The organism is Flavobacterium sangjuense (assembly GCF_004797125.1).
GTDB lineage: Bacteria > Bacteroidota > Bacteroidia > Flavobacteriales > Flavobacteriaceae > Flavobacterium > Flavobacterium sangjuense.
The window spans coordinates 2,619,140-2,637,860 of the sequence record NZ_CP038810.1 but is presented as its reverse complement, the minus strand read 5'-3'; the positions used below and the strand labels follow the sequence as shown (position 1 = coordinate 2,637,860).

The following is an 18,721-nucleotide window of genomic DNA, read 5'->3' as shown; positions in this document are numbered from 1 at the left end:
CAGAGAACAAGGTTCCTAAGTCTTGAGAGTTGACTTAAAATTTATAATTGAGAATATTACTAAGATTGCAACAAAATAAAAAGTGGCTTATTTAAATTATTAAATAAGCCACTTTTTTTATTTTGTGATAGTTATCTTTTCAAAGTGAAGTGGGCGGTGAAAACTTTATTCATTCCAACTGTTGGAATATCTTCAGTATACTCAACCTTAAACCAATAATCATCTGATGGTAATAAATGTCCGTTGTAAATTCCGTTCCATCCTTCGCCAGTTGGGCTGATTTGTTTGATTAATTTCCCATATCTATCAAAGATATATATTCTTGCAGAAGCACCTAATCCTACAATGTTCCAGGTATCATGAATACCGTCTCCATTAGGCGTGAAATAATGTGGATAACCAATGATGTTTATTATTTCTGTCAAATTCGTACAGCCATTGCTATCAGTTACTGTAACCCGATGTGGTCCTGGAGATACATTGGTAAATATATTAGAACTTTGCAACGGACCATCGTCTAATGTATACAATAAGGTAGCATTACCTCCAGTTGTAATAACTTCAACAGTAGCATAACTACTAAAAGCTAAAGTTTGATTGGTATCGATAGTAAGTGCAGGGAAGGATGCAACTACAACAGCTTGTGTTAATACCGATTTACATCCTGTAGCTGTGTTGGTTACCAATACTGAATAGGTTCCGGCTTCAGTCGCTTCATATGAACTGTTTACCGCTCCGCTAATTATCCCACCATTGAAATACCATTCAAAATCGTATGTTGCATCGCTTAAATGGGTATATAAAGTATAGGTTTGATAAGCTATATTCGTGGCTTCAGTTACACAAATTACACCATCATTTAATGTTGGCACTGGTTCAGGATTAACCGTTACAGTTATATTCAGAGGAGTTCCTGAACATCCATTAAAAGTTGGAGTTACAGTATAAACTGCAGTTCCCACATTAGAATATGCCGTTAAAATATCATTAATTGTATCTCCTGTACCTGGTTGGGCCCCTGAAACATTTGTAGCATTTACTGTCCATGCAAATGTTGTCCCTGCAATACTTGGAGAAAGTGAAATGTTTGGCGATTCTCCACTACAAATGGTTGTTGCTGATGAGCCAAATACTTCAGGAGTTGGATTAACGGTTATGGTCACCGTTATTGGCGCTCCCGGACATCCATTGAATGATGGTGTAATGGTGTAATCAACCGTTCCTTGGGCATTTCCAACAGTAGTTAATGTTTGTGCTATGGTAGATCCGGTTCCTGATGAAGATCCGAAAACACCAGTTTGAATAACCGTCCACGAGAATGTAGTACCTGCTACGGTACTTGTCAAAGCGATATCGGTAGTTGATGCAGAACAAATTGATGTGGCTGCAGCATTAGCTGATGCAACCGGAATTGGGTTTACTTGTACAGTAACAACCAATGGAGTACCTGGACAGCCTCCAACTAATGGTACTATTGAATACACTGCCTGACCTACGTTATTACTTGTTGCAGTTAGAGCCTGAGCAATAGTATTTCCTGTTCCGTTACTTGCTCCACTAACATTATTTTGAACCACATTCCAACTGAATGTTGTTCCGGCTACATTGCTGGATAAATTTATAGAAGTCGCGCTTCCTGAACAAACCGATTGCGATGTTGGTGAGGCCGTTACTACAGGTGTTGGATTAACAGTAATTGTTATTGGAGTCGCTGGTCCTTGGCAAACTCCTTCATGAGCGATAACAGAATAAGTTGCAGAACCCGGAACTACACCAGTAGCAGTAAGATTTTGAGAGATAATGGATCCGGTTCCTGCGCTGGCTCCTGAAACACCTGATTGTGTTACTGTCCAAGTGAAAGTAGCTGTACTAATGTTACTGGAAAGAGCTATGCCCGTTGGTTGACCTGAACAAATAGTCGATGAAGCTACTACTGAATTAACTACTGGAATAGGAATTACTGTAACTACTACTGAACCCGTTTGGTTCTGACTACACGTAGGAGGTCCAGCAGACACAATACTTACTAAATCGTAGGTTGCTGTAGCTGTTAAATTACCTGTCGGTACTGAGGCTGTTCCTAAATTGTTTAGACCAATAGTTTGGTTGGTTCCACTATTAACAGTATAAGTAACCGTTGCGTTTGGAGTACCTGTAAAAGTGATAGAGGCTGATCCATTGTAACAAACTGTTGTTGCTCCAGAAATAGTTACCGTTGGTAATGGATTTACAGTTATTGTAGCTGTAACTGGTAAACCAGTACAACCACTAAATGGTGTAATTGTATAAACCACACTGCCTGGAGTAGAACCAGTTGCAGTCAATGTATCAGCTATTGTACTTCCCGATGATGATGAGGCACCTGTTACATTGGTTTGAGTAGAGGTCCAAGTATAAGTAGTTCCAATTGCATTGCTGGATAGGGCAATATTGGTCGTGCCTAAAGAACAAATAGTAGCCGCAGTAGGAGTAGCTGTTGCTATAGGACGAGGATTGATAACAATGTTTGTGGTTGTTTGTACTTGCGAACATCCTGCAGCAGCAGCAAGGGTATAGGTAACTACATAAGCAGCAGGTGTACTTGTACTTGGAGTAATAGCTCCGGTTGTAGCGTTGATAGTTAAACCTGCTGTTGAGCTATAAGTACCTCCAGTGTATGCTTCTGTTCCTGTTAAGGTAACTGCCTGATCAGTAGTTAATGTTGTACAAAACGGAGAGCCTGCGTAAGAGATTGAAGCAGTTGGTGTTTTTGTAATAACGATGTTCGTGGTTGTTTGTACTTGCGAACAGCCCGCACTTGCAGGTGTGGTATAGGTTACTACATAGCTTCCTTGTGTACTTGTACTTGGAGTAATTGCTCCAGTGGCAGCATCGATAGTTAAACCTGCTGTAGAGCTAAAAACACCTCCAGTGTATGCATCCGTTCCTGATAAAGTAACAGCCTGACCAGTTGTTAATGTTGTACAAAATGGAGTACCTGCATAAGAGATTGAAGCAGTAGGTGCTTTTGTAATAGTAACGTTCGTAGTTGTTTGTACCTGCGAACATCCCGCAGCAGCAGCAGCTAGGGTATAGGTTACTACATAACTTCCTTGTGTACTTGTACTTGGAGTAATAGCTCCAGTGGTAGGATCGATTGTTAAACCAGCTGTTGAACTATAGGTACCTCCAGTGAAGGCATTTGATCCAGTTAAAGTAACAGCCTGACCGGTAGTCAATGTTGTACAAAATGGTGTGCCTGCGTAAGAAATTGAAGCAGTTGGAATTGCTGTAATTACAACACTAGTGGTAGTTGGTACCGAAGCACATCCAGCACTAGCTGGTGCGTTATATGTAACTGTATAGGTTCCATTTGTGCTGGTACTTGGAGTAATTGCTCCGGTGGTAGCATTGATAGTTAAACCTGCTGTAGAACTATAGGTACCTCCAGTATATGCGTCTGTTCCTGTTAAAGTAGCAGCTTGACCAGTAGTTAATGTTGTACAGAATGGTGTACCTGCGTAAGAAATTGAAGCAGTAGGTACTCTTGTAATAGTAACGTTAGTGGTTGTTTGTACTTGTGAACATCCTGCTGCTGCAGCAAGAGTATAGGTTACAACATAGTTTCCTGGTGTACTTGTGCTTGGAGTAATAGCTCCAGTGTTTGGGTCTATTGTCAAACCTGCTGTTGAACTATAGGTGCCACCAGTATAGGCATCTGTCCCAGTTAAGGTAACCGCCTGACCCGTAGTTAATGTTGTACAAAACGGTGTACCTGCGTAAGAGATTGCAGCAGTTGGTATTTTTGTAATAACAATGTTTGTAGTTGTTTGTACTTGCGAACATCCTGCAGCTGCAGCCAGGGTATAAGTTACTACATAATTACCTTGTGTACTTGTGCTTGGAGTAATGGCTCCTGTGGCAGCATTGATTGTTAAACCAGCTGTTGAGCTATAAGTGCCTCCAGTATAAGCTGCTGTTCCCGTTAAAGTAACTGTTTGTCCTGTTGTCAAGGTCGTACAAAATGGAGTGCCAGCATATGAGATTGCTGCTGTTGGTACTTGTGTAATAACAATAGGTGTAGTGGTTGTTACTGGTGTACATCCTGCCCCTCCGGATATGGTATAGCTAACCGTATAATTTCCTGGTGTACTTGTGCTTGGAGTAATAGCTCCAGTGACAGCATCGATTGTTAAACCTGCTGTTGAGCTATAGGCTCCTCCTGTATAGGAACCTGTTCCTGTTAAAGTAACTGCCTGACCTGTAGTCAAGGTAGTACAAAAAGGAGTCCCTGCATAGGTGATTGCAGCTGTTGGAGTTGCTTTAATTTCAACACTTCCGGTAACAGGAAACGCTCCGCATCCTCCGCTTGCCGGAACCATATAGGTTACTACGTATATGCCAGAAGTACTTGTGCTTGGAGTAACTGCTCCTGTTGTAGGATCAATAGTTAATCCTGCCGTTGAGCTAAAGGTACCTCCGGTATAAGCACCAGTCCCTGTCAAGGTAACTGGTTGAGCCGTAGTTAAATTAGGACAATACGGAGACCCTGCGTAACTAACACTAGCAGTGGGTGCTGAAGGGAAAGATATTGTTGTTAATGAAGAAGTTAATCCACACGCGTTATTTGGGTTACTTATAATTACACGGTATTTATCACCAGTCATTAAAGGAGTTGCTCCGGAAATTAATAAGGTATTTGTGGTAGCTCCTGAATAGGTTGCGTTATTTGTAACATTACTCCAAGTAACTCCATCTGTTGAAAATTGCCATTGGTATGTATTTCCACCACCATTATCTACTAAAGTTACAGTAGCGGTTTGTGCAGTACAATTTGTAGTAACGTAAGGTTGTGTTGTAATAGTTATTGCGGCAAAATTGACATAGCTACTATTTGGAGTTGTATATCCATTTGTTCCACTGGTAACGACTCCATTTGTGTTAACAGTTAAAGGAGCATTTCCTAATAAACCATCGCTGTTTGAATCTGAAAAACCAGCTTCGATTACATCATTACATCCATCATTATCACTATCTAATTCAATATAATTCTTTATTCCATCTGAATCAGTATCTGCAATTGCATAATTTAAGGTACCTGAATCAGCAGCCGTTTCTAAAGAATTTGAAAGCCCATTTGATCCAAAACTTGATGAAGGTCCATCTACAATTCCATTAGCATCTGCATCTATGGCGCTACTTCCTGATTCAACTAAATCAAATATCCCATCATTATCACTATCTAAATCCAAATAATTTGGCACACCATCTGAATCAGAATCAGCGGGTACAATTCCAGCTCCATAAGCGTCAGACAAACCATCATTATTAGCGTCAGCAGGTGTGTATGCAATGAAGCTTCCACCCTGTGCTTCAACATTATCCGTAATACCATCATTATCACTATCAATATCTAAATAATTTGGCACACCATCTAAATCTGAGTCTTTTGGAACACAAGTGGCAGTAAATTTAAATGTAGAATTATTAGCAACTAGCGTAGATAAATTTTTGTGAGTGATGCTGAAAGAGGTAGTTAAATAAGTTAAAAACTTAAAGGTACCAGTTCCTGCAGCTAATGAAACGGAGCTGTTTAACCTAAATCTTATATCGAAAGATGTAAATTGAGTTACACCGCTTTCAAAAACACCATCATAATTGGTGTCTACCAAAAGCTGATTGGTTGGGTTTAGTAAGGTAATACTTTTGTTAACGTCTGAAGTTACTATATATTCCGATCTTGAGTTAATCAAATCACTTGCAGCTGCTGTAGCTACGTATTCCATACTGAGAGATATAGGGCTAGCGAAATTCATTTTATAAGTCACCCAATTTGTATTTCCGGTAGGAATACTGGTAACAAAACTACCGTCAGCATTACCAACAAAAGGAGTCGGACTTGCAGCAGTTGAAGTGGTAACAACTCCTGTAAATGCATTTGAATAGGCACCTACTGCTACTGTTCCTGAGCTAGAGTTAGTAGTGTTAACAGCTTGGTTTCCATAGGATTCTGTACAGTTTGTAATTCCGTCATTATCGTCATCGATATCTACATTGTCTGAAACAGCATCATTGTCTACATTGGTTGGACAATCACTAACCGGAATTAAATCGGAAGAAATTGCAGGACAACCTGCTGCATTCTGTCTGGTTACCTGATAATATCCTGGTTGAGTTGGTGTATATGTATTTGCGGTTGCACCAGAAATAGGTGTCGTACTTCCATTAAAATACCATGCATAGGTATCCGTTAGGGCGATTGGAGTTACATCGAGGATAACGTTTGGGATACAATTTCCTGTTGCGGCAGAAGCAGTAGTATAATTAATTTCCGGCTTGGTATCAAATCCAGAATAATAACTACCATAGGTTGCATTACTATCATTGCCAAAATAAGAAACATAAACTTGATTGGTTGAGGTTACTTTAATATTACCCGTTCTGCCTGTTAAAGTATATCTAACAAAAGCTGGAGATGTAGGACCTGTAACAGCAACCGGAGTTGCAGTAACAGTAACATTATTTACCCTAACCACTGATCCGGCTACAGTTACAATATTTACATTTCCTGAAAAGGTTTGCGAACCAATTTTTTGAATTAACGGAATGTTATCTACAACACTAGGAGTGGAGCAGTTAATTGGAGGGACAAAAAACATATTCTGATTTCCTAAATCTGTATTTCCTCCCATTGCCTGATAGCAAAAAACATTTTCTGTAGAAGTGACATATAAATTTCCGTTTAAATAATCACTACCATTATAAACATAATATTCACCCGCATTAAGAGTTGCAGTAGCTGTAGCACTCCCATTTTTGAATATTTGTGTTCCATTTGTGTGGGCAACTACCAACACACGTTCTAAAGCATTACTTCCCAATCCTTTAACAAAAATATACTCTTTACCAGTCTTTTCAACGGGTACAATTTGGTCAAATCCATAATCTTTCCCTCTAAAGTCTCCTGTACTCGTGTCAGCCGGAATTCCCGCAGTATAGCTGCATCCACCAAAAGAACCTGAATTTACCACAATGTTTTTATCAGATTGAATCAAACCACCGTGTATAAAACTACTTCTAAAAACAGTGGTAGTATTTTCAAATGAGAAAATATAACTTTCATTTTTCTGTAGAGTTACTGAAATTGGTCCATTATATATTACTCCATTTGTCATTGGGGTTCCAATCGCTGCTGGATCGCTCAAAGTAATGGTAACATGTGTGTCGTTTTCTGTAGCAATGAAAGAGGCAAAATTTAAAATTGAATCAAAGTTACCAATCGGATTAAATTTATTTAGCATACCTCCAATCCTGAATGTTTTTCCCATGGCACTTGTCCCTTTAGCTACAAGTCCACCGGCTTGGGAACCACTATTTGATAATACTCTAATATTAGCATAAATTAAATCTGTTGCTTCAATTAGATATCCTTTATTTGTTAATAAACCAATTGCAGTATTTGGAGTAAATAATTGAGAACTTCTACCAGTAGCTCCTGATGTTGTAGTATTAATTGCATATTCAATAGGAACAGCATTAGTTACTGTTCTTACAAAAGGAACTCCTCCAATTGGTGTAATGGTCACCGATACTGGTGTAGTGTTGGGAGTTGAAATATATAAATATTGTTCACCCGGCGCCATTCCACTATTAGTTGCAGATGTAATAGGTGGGATGTAATGGATTCTACTAAATTGTGAATAACTTGTTGTGTATATAAATAAAACAAAAAGTAAGGTAATTATCTTCTTCATTTTTTAAAAAATTAATCAAATTAATGCGCATTAATTAAACGATTTAACAAATTGCAATCGATTACACAAAATTAAAAAAATATTTTTACTGAGCAAGAAATGTTTATTAATTTATTAACAAAGAGCATTTATATTTATACATGCAATAAAAAATTTACTAAAAAATTTTGTATTTAGTTTTTTTTATGAAAATTTAAATATATTTGTAATCGATTGCACGAGTTTATTTTTTCATAATATAAATATGTTTGTAATCGATTGCACAATTTTTTTATTAAAATAATATAGATTTTATAAGAGTTTCAAACAACCTTTATTTATATACATATATAGATAAAGTAAATGCTTAAATTAATTCACAACATACAATTATGATTCTAACAAAAACAAAAATTATTACGAAAAGGATTAATTCTTTTTCAATGTCAAAAGCAATAGTGTTTTTAATGTTATTTGGTTGTTTTGTTACCGCCAATGCTCAAGGTACACCTGATGATATCGATGGAGATGGTATTCCAAATACCACTGACATTGATGATGACAATGATGGAGTACTGGATTCTGTAGAGTCGGTAATTACGTACATTCAATTGAATGGTTTTACAGCCTTTAGCCCTGCTTCAATACCATCATCGGGACTTGTAGCCGGAAACAGACTTATCAAAAGAAATGCATTAATTTATCTAAACAATTCCTATGATGCAATCATGGAATTCACAGCTGTTCAACCTGGTTCAGGAAGATTATGGTTAATAGGAGGTGGTGATATAGCTCTTCAAGATATCTATCCTTTTGAAAACGCTTATTTTACTTATAAATTAATTTTTATGCCAGCAGGAGTAGCAACTCCAACCGGAACATTAACCGCATCTACAATAAATAACGTAGCTGTATCTCTTGCGGATATAGACGGTAACGGAACTGGCTCAGACATGGGAGATGTAGCGGGTTATGCTTTTGCAAATAATATTACAGGATCACCAATTGTTGGTGCCAATTTGGTTAATCAAGGTTTTACATTTGGGACATCAGGACTTGGAGGTCCGGGAGCAGGATTTGATTATTTTAGACCTGCTACACTAACTGCAACCAATGGGGCGATTAATACAACTATTCTTGCCGATCCATTATATATGGTAACTACTTACCAAAATGTTTATACAACGAGTGAATTTGTTTACGGAGTTACCGGAACTGAAGATAGCGAAGTAGGGGAAAGAAGATCTCAAATATTTGTTCGTTTAGGTAATATCGATGGCGTAGATACCGATGGTGATGGTATCGTTAATCAATATGATTTAGATTCTGATAACGACGGTTGTTCGGATTCTAATGAATATTATTTTGATCCTTCAAGCGCTGCACCTGGACAACAATACGGGATGACAGGAGGTGCTGTAGCACCAACAAATCCAAATGGAACAGTAGTAGCAGCAAGTTATAGTGGTTTTTATGATTTGGCACTTATTGCCGGTGGAGCAAATGCATTTACCAGTCCGGCAGATCGAATTATAAATGCTGGTGATACTACTACTTTTACAGTAACTCCTGCCGGAAGTGCCGGGATTTCAAATTTTACTTGGCAAGTAAGTACAGATGGTGGAACAACCTGGACCAACGTTATTGATGGAGGTATCTATTCAGGCGCTGCAACAATGACACTTACAATAACTGGAGCGCCATACAGTTTGAATAATTATAAATACAGAGTATTGATTAATTCTAGCGATTATGTTTGTGGAGACACTTATTCGGCACCGGCAACTTTATCATTTCTTAATGCTGCGCCAATTGCAAACGATGACAATCAAAGTGCCGCTCCTTTATTAGAAGATGGTGCAAATGGTACAGTGAGTATTTTAAATAACGATACGGATCCTGATGGAAATCCAACCGCACCAGTAAATGGGACAGGACAATTTACAGTAGATTTAGATCCTGCTACTGCAGGAATTCAAACAACAATTACAACACCTGAGGGTGTTTGGACATTAAATAATGCAACCGGGGTCGTTACATTTGATCCGGCAGATAATTATTTTGGAACCGCTTCGATAGTATATACACTTTGTGATCCAAGTGGGGCTTGTGATACAGCAATTATTACATTTGTTGTAAGTTCTGTTAATGACGCTCCTGTTGCTGTTGATGATACAATATCAACACCTTATGATACTAATATTGATATACCAGTCGCAGGTAATGATTATGACATTGATGGCACAATAAACAACGCTACAATTGATTTAGATCCGTCAACTCCAGGAATACAAACCACTTTTACAGTTCCGGGAGAAGGAACTTACACTGCAAATCCTGACGGTACAGTAACTTTTGATCCTATTGCAGGTTTTGAAGGTAATACAACACCAATAAGTTACGTAATTCAAGACAATCAAGGATTAATATCTAATATCGGAACAATATCTATACTTGTAGGGCCATGTAGCACGAATCCAAGTGGAGATTGTGATTTTGATGGATTGTCTAATTCAGATGAAATTACAATAGGTACAAATCCTAATAATCCGGATACAGATGGAGATGGAGTATTAGACGGAACCGAAGTTGCAGATGCTACTGATCCTTTAGATTTTTGTGAATCTATAGAAGAACATGCCACTTTGGCGCCATCAACAGCGTTTTCAGCTGCTGATTGCGATGGAGACGGACTTATAAATGGAGATGAATTTGGGAATATTATTGGTCATCCTTTTGACAGTAATGGAAATGGAACTCCGGATTATTTAGAGGTTAACAATTACTATCTTTCTAATTATGATGATGGATTAGAAATTTTTAATGGTGTTTCACCAGCAAGTGATGATGTTAAAAACAATGTGTTTACCATTAGAAATATAGAAATGTATCCTGATAATACTTTGCAGATATTTAATAGATGGGGAGTAGTAGTTTATGAAGTAGACGGTTACGGAACCAACAATAAATATTTTAAAGGAATCTCTGAAGGCAGAGCTACTGTTTCAGCTTCATCAGAGTTACCTGAAGGTACTTATTTCTATGTATTGAAATATGTTAATTCAACCGGAGCAAACAAACAACGATCAGGATATTTATATCTAACTCGATAATTACTAAAAGAGTGTTACTATATAATAACGTTCTCAATTTAAAATATATGAAGACAAAATTTACAGGTTTATTTTTAGTGTTTTTTACGATTGTTGCTTTTGCGCAGCAAGAAGGACAATATACTCAGTATATGTACAATACAAGTGTTATCAATCCGGCATATACAGGTTCGAGAGAAGCATTAAGTATTTTTGGATTACACCGAACTCAATGGGTTGGACTAGAAGGAGCTCCTTCTTCGAATAACATTGCGATTAGTTCGCCAATAGGCAAAAATGTTTCATTGGGTTTAAGCGTGGTGAATGATAAAATTGGTCCTTCAGACGAAAATAATTTTGCAATTGATTTCTCTTATGGTTTTCCAATTTCAGAAAATTACAAATTGTCGTTTGGATTAAAAGGAAGTGCCAATATATTGAATGTTGACTTTACAAAATTGAACATTTACAACCCTGGTGATCCAAGATTTCAGGATAATATCGACGATCGATTTACAACAAATATTGGAGCCGGAGTTTATTTAAATTCTGATAAATCATATTTTGGATTGTCAGTTCCTTACATAATAGAAAGTAAACATTATGATGGAACAGCTCCGAGTGGCGCTGATACTTTTATCGCTTCAGAAAAAATGCATTTCAATTTTATAGCCGGACATGTATTTGATTTAAATCCAAACATCAAATTCAAACCGTCATTATTAACTAAAGTTGTTCAGGGTGCACCATTATCATTGGATTTATCGGGTAACTTTTTAATTTATGATAAATTTACCGCAGGTTTAGCCTATAGATTAAGTTCTTCAATCAGTGCATTGGCAGGGTTTCAGATAACTGATGGTTTATTTATTGGATATGCCTATGATAGAGAAACTACCAAATTGGCAGATTATAACTCAGGCTCTCATGAAGTGTTCCTGCGTTTTGAATTAGTTAAAAGAAATGTAAAAATAATGTCTCCAAGATTCTTCTAATAGTACTATCATGAAAATAAAAAATATAATATTCAGTTCACTTTTAACCGTTGTTTTATTTCAACAAGGCTATTCGCAAAAATCTCAAATTGCTGCGGCCGACAAAAAATATGAAAAAAGTTATTATGTCGATGCAATTGCTACCTATGAGCGCATAGCAGAAAAAGGATATAAGAATGAAAATATGTTCCTAAAATTAGGTAATGCGAATTATTTTAATGCTGAATTACAAAAAGCTGAAAAATGGTATACCGAGCTTTATAAAATGAATAAAGAGCAGGAACCGGAGTTTTTTTATAGATATTCTCAATCGCTAAAGTCAGTTGGAAATTATGCCAAAGCAAATGAGATGATGGAGTTGTTTAATAAAAAATCAGGAAACGAAAGAAGAGCCCAGCTATACGTAGACAATAAAAATTATCTTGAAACAATAAAAGCCAATTCAGGACGTTACACAGTTGAAGACGCCGGAGTTAATTCAGCAAATTCAGATTTCGGAAGTGCTTTATTGGGGAATAAATTAGTATTTGCTTCGGCTCGTCCGGTTGCAGGTTCAAGTAAAGTATTTAACCAAACCAAAGAATCTTTTACAAATCTTTTTGAATCTGAAATTGGCACCGACGGAAAATTATCAGAGCCAAAGCAATTTGGAGGTAAAGAAATCAATTCAGCATTTCATGAATCATCACCAGTTTTCACAAAAGATGGTAAAACGGTTTACTTTACAAGAAACAATTATAACGATGGTAAAAAAGGAAAAATCGTTAAGAATGTAATGGTACTTAAATTATACAAAGCTACCTTAGAAAATGGTTCTTGGGGCAATGTAACCGAATTATCTATCAATAGTAATCAATACAATGTTGCTAATCCGGCCTTAAGTTTGGACAACAAGACGCTTTACTTTGCCTCAGATATGCCTGGAACATTAGGACAATCTGATTTATTTAAAGCCAATATAAAAGCCGATGGTAGTTTGGATACTCCGGTAAATCTTGGAAGAGGAATTAATACAGAAGGAAGAGAATCTTTCCCGTTTGTATCATTTGATAATAAATTGTATTTCGCAACAGATGGACGTCCGGGTCTTGGAGGTTTGGATATTTATGTTTCCAAAATTGAAAATGAAGGCTTTAAAGGAGTTGAAAATGTTGGAGCTCCAATTAATAGCCCACAAGATGATTTTGCTTTAAGTATTCAAAATAACGGAAAAGGTTTTGTTACTTCAAATAGAACCGGTGGAAAAGGAGGCGACGACATTTATAAAGTTGCAGAAATAGAGTGCAACCAAAAAGTGGAAGGTCTTATCACAGATTCAGAAACAAATCAAGTATTGGCTAATGTAAAAGTTAGTTTGTTTAATGAAAAATTTGAGCTGCTAAAAGAATCTAAATCAGATGACAAAGGACAGTATAGCTTTGATGCAGAATGTGGTAAAAAATATTATGTTAGAGCTGAATTGGATAAGTATCTTACCAAAGAAACTCCTGTTATAACTGGTACATCAAACGGTACAACTAATGTGCCTATCACTATTGAAAAAGCCGGATGTACATTAGTTGTTGGAAGTGATTTGGCTAAGTGTTTCGGAATTAAATATACCTATTTTGATCTAAATAAAACGGCTATTACGAATGAAGCAGCCTTTGAATTAGAGAAAATTCTTGATGTTATGAAACAAAATACGAAAATCAAAATTGAGGTTCGTTCTCATACCGATAGCAGAAATTCAGATAAATACAACCAAGCTTTATCAGATAACAGAGCAAAAGCTACTATAAATTGGTTAGTAAAAAATGGTGTTGATGCCAGCAGACTTACAGGTAAAGGTTATGGAGAATCTCAATTATTGAACAAATGTGCAGACGGTGTTGAATGTACCGAAGAAGAGCATCAGGCAAATAGAAGAAGCGAGTTTATTGTTGTTGCATTCTAAATAATACTAATGAAATGATTAATGTTATTTTAAAATAAGATATATTTTCTACCTTTGTACAGTCGTTTGTAAAATGCATGTATTCAGGTAGTTTATATTTTATTTTGGAGAATAAGTTATTTTAAGGCAATCGATTGCATCGATTTTTGACAAGATTAAATTTTATCTTAATTATTAATTTTATGAACATAATTACAACACGTTTTTCTCAGAGAAAAAATAAAACAATCCATCGGTTGTTGTGTCTTTTTGCGTTGTTGTTAATGACTGTTCAGAGCAGTTGGGGGCAACAGGTTATTGGACAATTTCCGGATTTTAACGGAGGATATGAAGGTTTTGCAACTGGAAGTTTCGGCACTAATGCCGCTGGTTTGGCGACAGGTACTACTTATTCTGCTTATAGTGTGAATACTCTAACCAATCATCAAGGAGGTATTAATATCGTTGCAGGTGGTACTCCTGTTATTGCTTCACAACCAAGAACTGGGAGTAATGTTTTGGTGTGGGGTGGATCACAGTCAGTAAAAAAGCTTTACAGTACTACTGTTAATACAAATGGAGCTATAGTGAATAGTACTGCTTATACAGTGCAGTATTATTATCTAACAAGTAGAAATAATGCTATTGCCGGTACTCCAAATATAGCAATCTCCCCTGATGGTTCGGTTAATCCTGGTACAGCTGTTAATATGAACACTGTACAAAATACAACTACGACTGCTTGGACAAAAGTGACGCTTTCAATAACTGCAGGTTCAAGTGCAGCTGCTACAAAGTATGGTGCATTGGTTTTCTCTGGAGCAAATTTTAGTAATTCTAGTTGTTATTATATTGACGACCTATGTGTTTATGCAGGTGCTGTAGATACTACTGCTCCAACAGGAGCAGCTACTTCTCCTTCAACAACTGTGGTTTCGGGTACTTCTTTAAGTATAAATTGGACAGGAGCACAGTATGCAGGAGATGGTGGTGGTTATGTAATTGTTCGCAGCACTTCGGCAACAGCGGTTACATTAAATGCAAATGGTATTTATGGAGTGGGTAATACAAGTGCTACCGGAGGTGGTACCATTGTAGGAATTACTGCCGGGGTTGCAGGAACGAGTCAAAGTTTTACGGATACAGGTCTAACTGATGGTACAACCTATTATTATAGCATTTTTGCGGTGGATAAAGCATTTAATTATGATGCTGCAGTAACCTGTAATGGAACACCAGTTTCAGGTTTGACTCCGCCAACACTTACTGCTGATAGTACATCTAATAATGTTGATAATAATATAGACATAACCTTTGCTGATGATCCAACTTGGAGAGCAGCAGTTACTGCAGTTAAAATTGGTTCTACTAATTTAACTGTAACAACAGATTATGTTTTAACGGCTGGGAATTTACAATTGAAACCATCAGGTTTGAATGCTTTATTAACGACTTCAGGTTCAAAAGCAGTGAGTATTGTAGCAACCGGCTATCAACCGGCTACTGTAACACAGCAAATTAATGCGGGTGCCGTAGTAGCAGCAAATTCATCAGTGTCTATAGGTTCAGCCTTAGCACCAAATACTTCGCAAACAATTACAATAACTGCCAGAGATCAATACAATAATTTAGTTCCGGGGTATCAATTTTTATACGACGCAACCATTACGGACACTAATGGTGCTACAGATGAATCGTATACTATAGACGGATCTGCTCGAACGTCAACAATAAGTGATTTCACCGTCACGGCACTTACTAATGCAAGTGGTGTAGCAACTTTTACAGTTGCACTCCCTGTTTACATTGATGGTGGTGACGGAATTAGTGTTCAGGTGCAATTAGCGAATGGTACAACTAATGTAGGTTCGGCATTTTCATATACACAGTTGCCTCATCAAACCATTACTTTTGGCGCATTAGCTGCAGTTACTTATGGCGATGCTAATTTTAATTTAACGGCTACAGCAAGTTCAGGTTTGACAGTTTCCTATACGAGTTCTAATACGTCAGTAGCGACGGTTTCCGGTAATACAGTAACAATTGTAGCACCTGGTTCTACTAATATTACCGCTTCGCAGGCAGGAAATGGCAGCTGGGCTGCGGCCACACCAGTGGTACAGGCTTTGACTGTAAATACAAAGACCTTAACAGTTTCACCAGCTACGGCAAACAATAAAACTTATGATGGTACCACAACAGCAACTATTACGGGTACACTTGTTGGAATTATTAATGCTGATGTGGTTACTTTGACCGGAACAGGAACTTTTGCAAGTGCAAATGTCGGAACAGGAATAACAGTGACTTCAACCAGTACTTTGGGAGGAGCAAATGCAGCAAAATATAGCTTGACACAACCAACAGGTTTAACGGCTAATATTACAAAAGCAAATCAAACCATCACTATTGTAGCACCCTCTTTATTAAACTATGTTGGGTTTACCGATTTTACGCCACCATTTGCATCTGCAACATCAGGAACAAACACTATTACTTTTACAAGCTCAAATCCTGCAGTTGCAACTATTGTTTCGAATAAAGTACATTATGTTGGTATTGGTACGACTACCATAACGGCTTCACAAGCTGTAAGTACTAATTACAATGCAGCAACCGATGTAGCAAGAACACTTACGGTTATTGAGTATCCTATAGCTGCTTGGAACTTCTGGACATCTGGAAGTACTACACAGACCAATATACAAGCTTATCTTTATGATGCAGGTCTAGATACGACTACCAATAATACCGTACCTGCCGGAACTAATACAGCTTCCTCACTTGCTCCAAAAAACATTACAAGGGGTTCCGGAGTTAGTGCCAGTGGAGGTACCAGTGCTTTTAGATCAACTGGTTTTCCATTCAATACACCTACCATTATTGCTCCTTCAGTCACATCTGGAAATAATCAATATTTTCAGGTTACACTTCAGGCAGCAAGTGCAGGAAAAACAGTTTCTATTTCTACCATTGATGCCCATTTTTATGATGCAACCAATGGTTTTAATACCGCTCCGGGTGTTATTTCTCAATTTGGGTATAGTTTAGACGGAGGAACTACTATAGTTCCAATAGGGTCCGCGGTCCAATCTACGTCATTAAGAATGGGGCAAATTGATGTGTCAGGTATTGCAGCCTTACAGGATGTTCCTTTTGGTACTACTATTACCTTGCGTTATTATGCAAGTGGCTATGGTTCTTCAGGTACAGGTTGGGGTTTTGGTTCTCCAAATACAGCGACTGGAGCTGGACTTCCTCCGGGTGTAGCTGCTGCAGGTACTGATGGTTTGGTAATTGGAGGAGATGTTTCTGATTCGACTACGTGGACTACAGGTTTAGTTTGGAGTAATGGAACGCCTTCTACTACCAAAAATGCTATTATTTTAGGGACTTATGATACAACAATAGATGGCGTTTTCACTGCCAAAAAGTTAACAATAAATGGTTCAGGTTCTTTGACTATCAGATCAGGAGCTACTATAACAGTACAAAATCAAATAATAAACAATGCGGGTGCCAATGCTATTATTATAGAAAATGGAGGTAGTTTGGTTCAGGTTAACGATTATGCTCCAACTAATAAAGGAGTTATAAAATACAACCGACAAACTACGGCAATTAGTAATATGGATTATACTTATTGGTCTTCGCCGGTAGCAGGATTTACTTTAGGCGGTGTTTCTCCGAATACACAATACGATAAGTATTATTCTTTTAATGCTACTACTCAGGCTTGGAAACAGGAATCTACTGCAACGTCAATGACAGCTGGAATTGGTTATATTATAAGAGGTCCACAGACAAGTGCCTATATAGCTCCAAACCCACCATCTTCATATCAGGCTACTTTTACTGGTGTTCCACATAATGGGCGCTATCAGATTTCGGGAATAGCTGCTGATAAAGCATACCTTATAGGAAATCCATATCCATCTGCTTTGGATGCAGATACTTTCATTGACGGGAATCTGGATGTTCTTGAAGGAACCTTATATTTCTGGACTCATAACACACCTATTAGTGGTAATGTTTATGATTCAGATGATTATGCTTCATATAACCGTACGGGATCAACAGGTACAGCCGCTCTAAATCCGGGAGTTAGTAGTCTTGCGCCTACGGGTAAAATTGGATCGGGACAAGGGTTCTTTGCTAATAGTAAAGTTGGTGCTCTTACCAATGGTGATACAACAATTGACTTTAAAAATGCGATGAGAGTAGGTGTTGGAGGAATAACAGGTGATAACTCTCAGTTTTTCAGAACAAACAACCGAACAGAGACTGTTGATAAACACCGTATTTGGTTGAATTTGACAAATGCTCAGGGAGCTTTCAAACAAACTTTAGTGGGTTATGTTGAAGGAGCTACAAATGAATATGAAGGTCTTTTTGATGGGAAAAGTTTTAATGCTAATCCATATGTGGATTTATACAGTATAAACCAAGGTATGAATTTAGCGATTCAGGGTCGTGCTTTGCCATTTGACGAAAATGACCAGGTGCCTTTAGGGTTCAAAACAACTATTAACGGTCCTTTGACGATAAGCATTGACAATACAGATGGCTTATTGGCTGATCAGGACGTTTATTTAGAAGATTTGTTGACCAATACAATTACAGATATAAAAAGTGGAAATTATACTTTTGATGCCGTGGCGGGAACATACAATAATCGTTTTATTTTGAGGTATACTAATGGAACTTTAGGTGTAAACGATCCGTCTTTAATTAAAAATGGTATTACTGTTTACAGAAGCAATGGTGTGATAAATATAAATTCAACTAATGAGCTAATTGCTAATGTCAAAGTTTATGATCTACAGGGAAGATTAATTACAGAGCTAAAAAATGTTAATTCAACAACTACTTCGGTTAAAAATCTGAGAGCTACACAACAAGTTTTGATTGTCAAAGTAACGACTCAGGACAATAAAGTAGTAGCTAAAAAAGTGGTGAATTAGAGAAAATATAATGTTATAAAGAGTTCATTTTCAAGATTATTTT

At 37.3% G+C, this 18,721-nt stretch carries 5 protein-coding genes; 4 read left to right on the top strand and 1 reads right to left on the bottom strand.

Annotation, left to right across the window (positions count from 1 at the left end):
- Positions 1-131: 131 nt before the first annotated feature.
- On the bottom strand, positions 132-7,733 hold the full coding sequence (locus GS03_RS11475; RefSeq protein WP_136152685.1) for a PKD-like domain-containing protein: 7,602 nt from the start codon (positions 7,731-7,733) through the stop codon (positions 132-134).
- Positions 7,734-8,155: 422 nt separating this feature from the next.
- On the opposite strand from GS03_RS11475, the gene GS03_RS11470 reads away from it, so the two are divergent.
- The 4 genes from GS03_RS11470 to GS03_RS11455 all read left to right on the top strand — a co-directional run bounded on the left by GS03_RS11470 (position 8,156) and on the right by GS03_RS11455 (position 18,678).
- The gene (locus GS03_RS11470; RefSeq protein WP_168710301.1) at positions 8,156-10,825 is read left to right on the top strand and encodes a T9SS type B sorting domain-containing protein; all 2,670 of its coding nucleotides are present in this window, start codon (positions 8,156-8,158) and stop codon (positions 10,823-10,825) included.
- A 47-nt stretch (positions 10,826-10,872) separates the two neighbouring features.
- The gene (locus tag GS03_RS11465; RefSeq protein ID WP_136152683.1) at positions 10,873-11,799 is read left to right on the top strand and encodes a PorP/SprF family type IX secretion system membrane protein; all 927 of its coding nucleotides are present in this window, start codon (positions 10,873-10,875) and stop codon (positions 11,797-11,799) included.
- Positions 11,800-11,809: 10 nt separating this feature from the next.
- Positions 11,810-13,735 carry an OmpA family protein gene (locus tag GS03_RS11460; protein WP_136152682.1) on the top strand — a complete coding sequence of 642 codons (1,926 nt, stop codon included), beginning with the start codon at positions 11,810-11,812 and terminating at the stop codon, positions 13,733-13,735.
- Between the two features lie 182 nt (positions 13,736-13,917).
- Positions 13,918-18,678, top strand: coding sequence for a hemoblobin-interacting domain-containing protein (locus GS03_RS11455; RefSeq protein WP_136152681.1), 4,761 nt, complete (start codon positions 13,918-13,920; stop codon positions 18,676-18,678).
- The last annotated feature ends 43 nt before the right edge of the window (positions 18,679-18,721 follow it).

What these genes read in the sequence shown, in the direction of transcription:
- GS03_RS11475 (WP_136152685.1), bottom strand. Translation starts at nt 7,733, where the DNA reads ATGAAGAAGATAATTACCTTACTTTTTGTTTTATTTATATACACAACA.
- GS03_RS11470 (WP_168710301.1), top strand. Translation starts at nt 8,156, where the DNA reads ATGTCAAAAGCAATAGTGTTTTTAATGTTATTTGGTTGTTTTGTTACC.
- GS03_RS11465 (WP_136152683.1), top strand. Translation starts at nt 10,873, where the DNA reads ATGAAGACAAAATTTACAGGTTTATTTTTAGTGTTTTTTACGATTGTT.
- GS03_RS11460 (WP_136152682.1), top strand. Translation starts at nt 11,810, where the DNA reads ATGAAAATAAAAAATATAATATTCAGTTCACTTTTAACCGTTGTTTTA.
- GS03_RS11455 (WP_136152681.1), top strand. Translation starts at nt 13,918, where the DNA reads ATGAACATAATTACAACACGTTTTTCTCAGAGAAAAAATAAAACAATC.